General features: G+C 41.8%; 5 protein-coding genes. 4 read left to right on the plus strand and 1 reads right to left on the minus strand.

Translation table 11 applies throughout. The features are described from left to right. The coding region (locus JWQ85_RS05255; RefSeq protein WP_299465031.1) for a hypothetical protein at positions 1 to 1,451 on the minus strand (1,451 nt) is incomplete at its 3' end. A 200-nt stretch (positions 1,452 to 1,651) separates the two neighbouring features. Here JWQ85_RS05255 and JWQ85_RS05260 point away from each other — a divergent pair. From JWQ85_RS05260 to JWQ85_RS05275, 4 genes are all read left to right on the plus strand, one after another. Beyond that, positions 1,652 to 2,392: a hypothetical protein gene (locus JWQ85_RS05260; RefSeq protein WP_299465033.1), complete on the plus strand. Its 741-nt coding sequence runs from the start codon at positions 1,652 to 1,654 to the stop codon at positions 2,390 to 2,392. 141 nt (positions 2,393 to 2,533) lie between these two features. Then, positions 2,534 to 3,733 carry a glycosyltransferase family 87 protein gene (locus JWQ85_RS05265; protein WP_299465034.1) on the plus strand — a complete coding sequence of 400 codons (1,200 nt, stop codon included), beginning with the start codon at positions 2,534 to 2,536 and terminating at the stop codon, positions 3,731 to 3,733. A 296-nt stretch (positions 3,734 to 4,029) separates the two neighbouring features. After that, positions 4,030 to 5,478: a circularly permuted type 2 ATP-grasp protein gene (locus tag JWQ85_RS05270; protein WP_299465037.1), complete on the plus strand. Its 1,449-nt coding sequence runs from the start codon at positions 4,030 to 4,032 to the stop codon at positions 5,476 to 5,478. A gap of 51 nt (positions 5,479 to 5,529) precedes the next feature. Continuing rightward, positions 5,530 to 6,465: an alpha-E domain-containing protein gene (locus tag JWQ85_RS05275; RefSeq protein ID WP_299465040.1), complete on the plus strand. Its 936-nt coding sequence runs from the start codon at positions 5,530 to 5,532 to the stop codon at positions 6,463 to 6,465. The last annotated feature ends 22 nt before the right edge of the window (positions 6,466 to 6,487 follow it).

Raw genomic sequence — 6,487 nt, forward strand, 5'->3', positions numbered from 1 at the left:
TCAATACTACCTTCGCCTACCAATAAGGGCACATTAAGCTGCTTGGCGGCATCAGTCCACTTCTGTAAAGTTTCGGCACCCCAGCCGCGCCACGAGTGAAAAGAAACCGCACCGATATATGGCCGTGCTTCCGGGTCGTTCATAGCCGGGTAAATAAATTTGTAGGTAGTAGCGTCAGAGTTATCGCCCAGCAACAGTTTTGTTTTTAATCCCTTTGAGGCCATGTAGGCGCCCAGTCCTTTTATCAGCTCGGCATGTTCCTCACCCGTTTGGCGGATGTTAATGCCCAGGTCAGATTCATTAAAGGAGAAATACTTTACCTCTACACCGTAATGCGCTTTCAGGTAAAGGATATAATCTGTAATAGATTTATATATGGCGGGCATATTGGCTTTTTTTAAGGGGTTACCCCAAATACCAGCGGGCGTTGGCCTGTATTGCAATGGCCCCTCAACTGCCCACTGCGGTGGCGCCCATGCCGATAGGATAACCGGGATATTCATTTGCCCCAGCCTTTGCGCCATCTCCATTGATTTTTTAACATGAGCATTTAACTTACCACTATCCGCGGCGGCGGTTGGGTCGGTGTTCATATCAGGTTGCCAGTTTCTCCAGGGCATTTCTACCCGGCCCCATGCAACGCGCAGGTTGGTAAGGCAATAATCAATAACCTGCGGGTCGGTTTTCATGTTTTGCAGGCGGAAGTTACCACCCAGTCCGGCAAAAGGGCTGCCCTGCGTGGCAGTATCCAGTTGTAATGTTGCCGGCGACTCATCTACCTGCCCGGATACTTTTATCGTGTAGGTTTTCTCGAATACATCCCCCTTTTTAAGTGAACCAGGAGCAATGGGCAAATAAAGCTGGATGTATTTTTTCGCGCCGGTATCCTGCCGCAGAATTACCGCTGCTTCTTTTAAGCTAATGCTGAACTTTTGGTTAGCTGCTGTATAACTTATCCCTTTGGCATAGTCAGTTTGGTAGCCGGTTTCGCCTTGCAGCCTAACCAGTTCTTCATTTACTTTCTTTAAATCAATAGTGCTTGTGCTATAAATTTCTTTCGGCAACCTTACCCCCAAATAAATACCTTTAATAGTGGTATCCTTTCTTACTTCACATTTAATATTGATACTTATTTTTCCACTGCCTATGTCTTTTACAGTTTCGGTAAAATACAGGCTATCTATATTGGTGTTTACAATTTCGGTATCACCTATCCTTTTAAATTTAGGTTTCTGTACTTCCTTTGCGGTAACCTTTATTTTCGACCAGCTTTCGCCAACTACGGCAAGGTTGGTACTAAACTCCATTAACTGGCCTTTTATACGAATGCCATTTAAGTTGCCATAAGGCATTAATTCGGCCTGGGCAAATAGTTGTTTTGTCGGGATAAGGAAAAGTATAAAAAGGGCGCAGGTTAAAACCAGGCGTTTGTAGATAGTAATCGGTTTCATAATTGATATGATGTGTACTAATATAACCCCTAATAAATAAGGGAGCAATAAATGTAGTATATGTATCAGGATTTGATAAAAAACTATTATTACTATGGCTGTTTTGATAAGCAAATATTGCCTTTAATTTTATTTTCACCCTTCACGGCAACCGAATATCAATTGTTAACGTAATAGGACTATAAACCCGAAAAAACAATATGGAAAAGTCTATTTTAAAGTTAAGCACCATTGCTCTGTTAGCATGTGCTACAATGGTATCATGCAAAAAAGACAACACAACTACCAGCAGTTCAGGCGCGGAAGTAGCATTTGCCCTCACCGCCGATAATGCTACATCAACATTAGGCATCACATCTGCTAACGGGCCTGTTGTAAATGCCACAGCAGCAGTCAATGCCAGCATAAACTGGACATCGGCTATAGCCAATATTAGCAGATTTAAACTCGAAGCCAAAAAGAACGGTATAGAAACCGAGATTCACTCAAAAAACATCTCCGGTCTTGATCTATTTTCGTTAAATCAAGCTTCCATAACTGCCTTAATAGATACGGGTACTTATAGTGAAATAGAAATAAAAGTACTTTTGGTAAAATCTTCAGGTACAGATATCCCTTTAACTGTTAAGGGGGTATTTACTTCGGCAGGGGGCGCAGTAGTTCCAATCGAATTTGATTACAACGATAACGCCATACTTAAATCTGAAGTAGAGAATGTAACTGTTGATGGCACCTCTGACGTTACCGCTAAGCTGAGCCTGCATTTAAACAAATTGCTTTCCAGAATATCATCGGCGGAAATTGATGCTGCGACCCGCACCAATGGGACTATCATCATCAGCAACTCCAGCAATGCAGCCATCTACAACAAAGTAATAGCAAACATTATTTTGGCATTCGAGGCCAGGGGGTTTGAAAAACATACAAGAAAAGGTCGTTAAAATTCAGTTCATGTTAATTAGGAGGGTTGCCCGTATAGGGCGACCTTTTTTTATGCCATTGTTTCGTCTGTTCGGAACCTAACGTTCAGTAAAATAAGGTTGAGGGAATAAATAATTTTTCCTTTAATTTATGCCTGCAAAATGAGCGAACAATTATCCCCAAAGAAATTCCTTAAACTAACCGGCTACCAGTGGACATGCGTCCTATATATTGCTGTAGCTATCTTTTGCTGGCAGCTTAAGTATTTCAGGCATATCGATAACAACTACCTCATATTTCGCACCTCGTTTTACCATTTCAGAGATCACGTTAACCTGTATTTGCACTACCCTAAAGAGTACTATGATGTGTACATATATGGGCCAGCGTTCACCGTATTTATTGCTCCTTTAGCGTTGATGCCCGAAAGCTGGGGTTTCTTTTTTTGGGAGGTTGGTAATGCGGCTATTTTTCTATGGGCCATCAACACCCTGCCGTTTAACAATCGTACCAAAACGGCTATCCTTTTACTGTGCGCCATCGAGTTTGCCAACTCCAGCCACTACATGCAATTCAACCCGACTATTGCAGCTATTATCATCCTTAGCTTTACCTTTATGAGGCGAAAAAAAGCGTTTTGGGGCACTTTTTTTACAGTTTTTGGCGCTCTAATGAAGATATATCCCATTGTAGGGCTGGCATTTTTTGTGTTCTCTAAAAATAAAGTGCAATACATTATCTGGTCGCTTGTATGGCTTGTTATTTTGCTTTGCCTGCCGGCGATAATCTCCGGGCCGGAGTTTTTGGTGCAAACCTATCGTGATTGGTTTGCGGCGCTATCGTCCAAAAACCTAACCAACCAAAGCCTAACCACGGGTTTCGACTGGTGTATTATGGGTGCAACAAGGCGCTTGTTTCAGGACAGCTCTATCCCTAACTGGCCTTTCCTGATAGGTGGGGCGGCAATATTTGGCGCGGCATTACTACGGTTTAAGCAATATGTGTCTTTGAAGTTTCAGTTGCAGGTAATGTGCTCCTTATTATTAATGGTGGTAATATTCAGCACGGCATCAGAACATCCTACATTTATTATAGCTACTGCAGGTGCGGTAATTTATATGATGATGCAGAAAAAGCCATTTACGCCTTTTAATATTGTAATGCTGGTGCTACTGTTGGTTGTAACCGGTTTAGGCCCTTCGGATGCGTTCCCTAAACCTGCAAGGATCTGGATGCAGAACTATGCGATAAAAGCGTACCCATGTATTATTATCTGGTTCAAAATAGCCTGGGAATTACTTTTCAAAGATTTCACCCATGATAAATTACCTGCTGAAGAACAGCAAACAGTTGCAGCTTAATAAGCTAAAAATCTTCCAAAAAAATTAATCTTCCGGACAAACACAGTTTAAACTTACTTGTTCAACTGTTATCTGCTGCAGTAAGACCTGCAAAAAGATAATTACCATTAGCCCTTCCTGTTCGTTTTATTCAAAATATTAATGATAATATTATATTTTTAATATAAATATTACATTAATTACGTATATTTTTTCATAAATTACCAAAGATTACTAATTATACGGGCAATTATATGCCCATAATAAATACTTTATGAGAAAAAATTAATTTTTTAATGTATTAAGGGGGAGTTTTTATGTACGAATCGCAACATTTTGAAAAATACAATTTAATAAACGGCGTATGGGATGAAATGTACAATGAAAACAGCATCGTTCGCGATCATTATCAGAAAGTAATTGAATATTTAGCCAAAGAATCGCCGGATGACCTGAATAAAAAGGAAGAATTGGCTAAACGCCTGTTCATGACACAGGGCATTACTTTTACCGTATACAATAGCGGCGAAGGGATAGAAAAGATCTTCCCCTTTGATATTATCCCCCGTGTTATTACCGCTGCCGAGTGGGATTTTGTAGAGAAGGGCATCAAACAAAGGTTAACCGCGCTTAACCTTTTCCTTAAGGATATTTACCATAACCAGTTCATTGTAAAAGATGGCATTGTGCCGATAGATATTGTGTACTCCTGCCCGCATTTCCTGCGCGAAATGTATCAATTGGATGTACCTTATGATGTTTATGTCCACATTGCCGGTATAGATCTGATCCGCGATTTCGATGGCACCTTTTATGTGCTGGAAGACAATCTGCGCACACCATCGGGCGTAAGCTATATGCTGGAGAACCGCGAGATAACCAAACGTTTATTCCCTGATCTGCTGCCGAATTGCGGCGTACGTAGTGTTACCGAATATCCATCTATCCTGTATAAAAACCTGCTTTCGCTATCGCCAAGGCAAATAAGCAACCCTACTATAGTTTTACTTAGTCCGGGTATATATAATTCAGCCTACTTTGAACATACCACGCTTGCCCGTTTAATGGGGGTTGAGCTTGTTGAAGGGCGCGACCTGGTGGTGAGCAACCATAAGGTTTACATGAAAACTACTATTGGCCTACAGCAGGTTGATGTAATATACCGCCGTGTTGACGATGACTTTTTAGACCCATTGGTATTTAACCCCAACAGCGTTTTAGGCGTAGCCGGGTTAATGGGCGCTTACCGCAAAGGCAACGTTGCTATTGTGAATGCAATTGGTAACGGTGTTGCCGATGATAAGGCTACTTACATCTACGTGCCGGACATGATCAAATATTACCTAAACGAAGAACCACTTTTAAAGAACGTGCCAACACATCGCTTATCTAACGAGGACGAACGCGAGTACGTTTTCAAAAACATCAATACCATGGTGGTTAAAAAAACCAACGAAAGTGGTGGTTATGGTATGCTGATGGGCCATGCATCAAGCGAGGAAGAGATTGAGAAATACAAACTGGAGATATTGAAAGACCCACGAAATTTCATTGCGCAGCCAACTATTAGTTTATCGGCAGCGCCGTGTTATATCGGTGGCGTGTTACAACCCAGGCGTATCGACCTAAGGCCATATGCCCTTTGCGGCCCGGATGGTATTGAGATAGTACCGGGCGGGTTAACCCGAGTTGCGTTAACCGAAGGTTCGCTGGTGGTAAATAGCTCGCAAGGTGGGGGCAGTAAGGATACATGGGTGCTGGCGTAAGGAGTAAAGAAATTAGAATCAAGAAACAAGAGAAATCCGAGATAGGAATATATGTTAAGCAGGGTAGCAGCAAGTTTTTATTGGTTAAGCCGGTATATTGAACGTAGTGACGGTATTTTAAGAATGCTGAAAACTAACTATGCGTCGTCGCAAGATTCGGTGCAGGGCTTTACCTGGGAACCGGTGATCCGTATATTTTCGGGGCCGGATGAGGGATTGATTGAAAAGCTGGGGAACGATAGTCGCGCGGTTTTAAAGTTCATGGTGATAGATAAAGAGAACTCCAATTCTATTCTCAACATTATTACCCTTGCCCGCGAAAACGCGCGTAGCGTTCAGGAGCATATCCCAAAAGATCTTTGGCAATGTTTGAACGAGTATTATCATGCCGTTAAAGAACCTAAGATAGCCTCCGGACTTAAAAAGGACGACCCTATTGGTGTTTTAGATGTGTTGATAAAAGAGGTTATGCTTTACTATGGAACGGCAGAAATCACCATGGAACGCGGCCAGGCCCGCAGCTTTATGAATATTGGCAAATACCTGGAACGCGCCATACAGTCCATAGACATTCTTGATGTAAAATTTGGGCCGATTAATAACAACCCGGACCTGCTACTTGATATTACTTATTGGAAACACCTGTTGCTATCAATAGGCGGTTATGAGCTTTACCAAAAAACATACCGCGATGGTTTGGAAGCACACAATGTTATTGAGCAGGTTATCCTAAACAATGACTTCCCCCGATCGGTTATATATTCGGTAAATAACATTCAACGGTATTTTGACAGGTTAAAGAACAACAGCAACGTGAACGATTACCGTGAGATATCATTTCAAATAGGTAAGCTGCAAAGCAATATCAAGTATAGTTCGGTTAAAAGCATTAGCCAGATGGGCTTGCACCAGTATTTAACCAGCCTGCGCGAAGATCTGTATCGCATAGGCAACTCGCTTAACGAATATTACTTTGCAAATTCCTGATAATTTTAATTACCATGCCAGA

It is taken from the genome of Mucilaginibacter sp. (assembly GCF_028288105.1).
Lineage (GTDB): Bacteria > Bacteroidota > Bacteroidia > Sphingobacteriales > Sphingobacteriaceae > Mucilaginibacter.

What these genes read in the sequence shown, in the direction of transcription:
- JWQ85_RS05260 (WP_299465033.1), top strand. Translation starts at nt 1,652, where the DNA reads ATGGAAAAGTCTATTTTAAAGTTAAGCACCATTGCTCTGTTAGCATGT.
- JWQ85_RS05265 (WP_299465034.1), top strand. Translation starts at nt 2,534, where the DNA reads ATGAGCGAACAATTATCCCCAAAGAAATTCCTTAAACTAACCGGCTAC.
- JWQ85_RS05270 (WP_299465037.1), top strand. Translation starts at nt 4,030, where the DNA reads ATGTACGAATCGCAACATTTTGAAAAATACAATTTAATAAACGGCGTA.
- JWQ85_RS05275 (WP_299465040.1), top strand. Translation starts at nt 5,530, where the DNA reads ATGTTAAGCAGGGTAGCAGCAAGTTTTTATTGGTTAAGCCGGTATATT.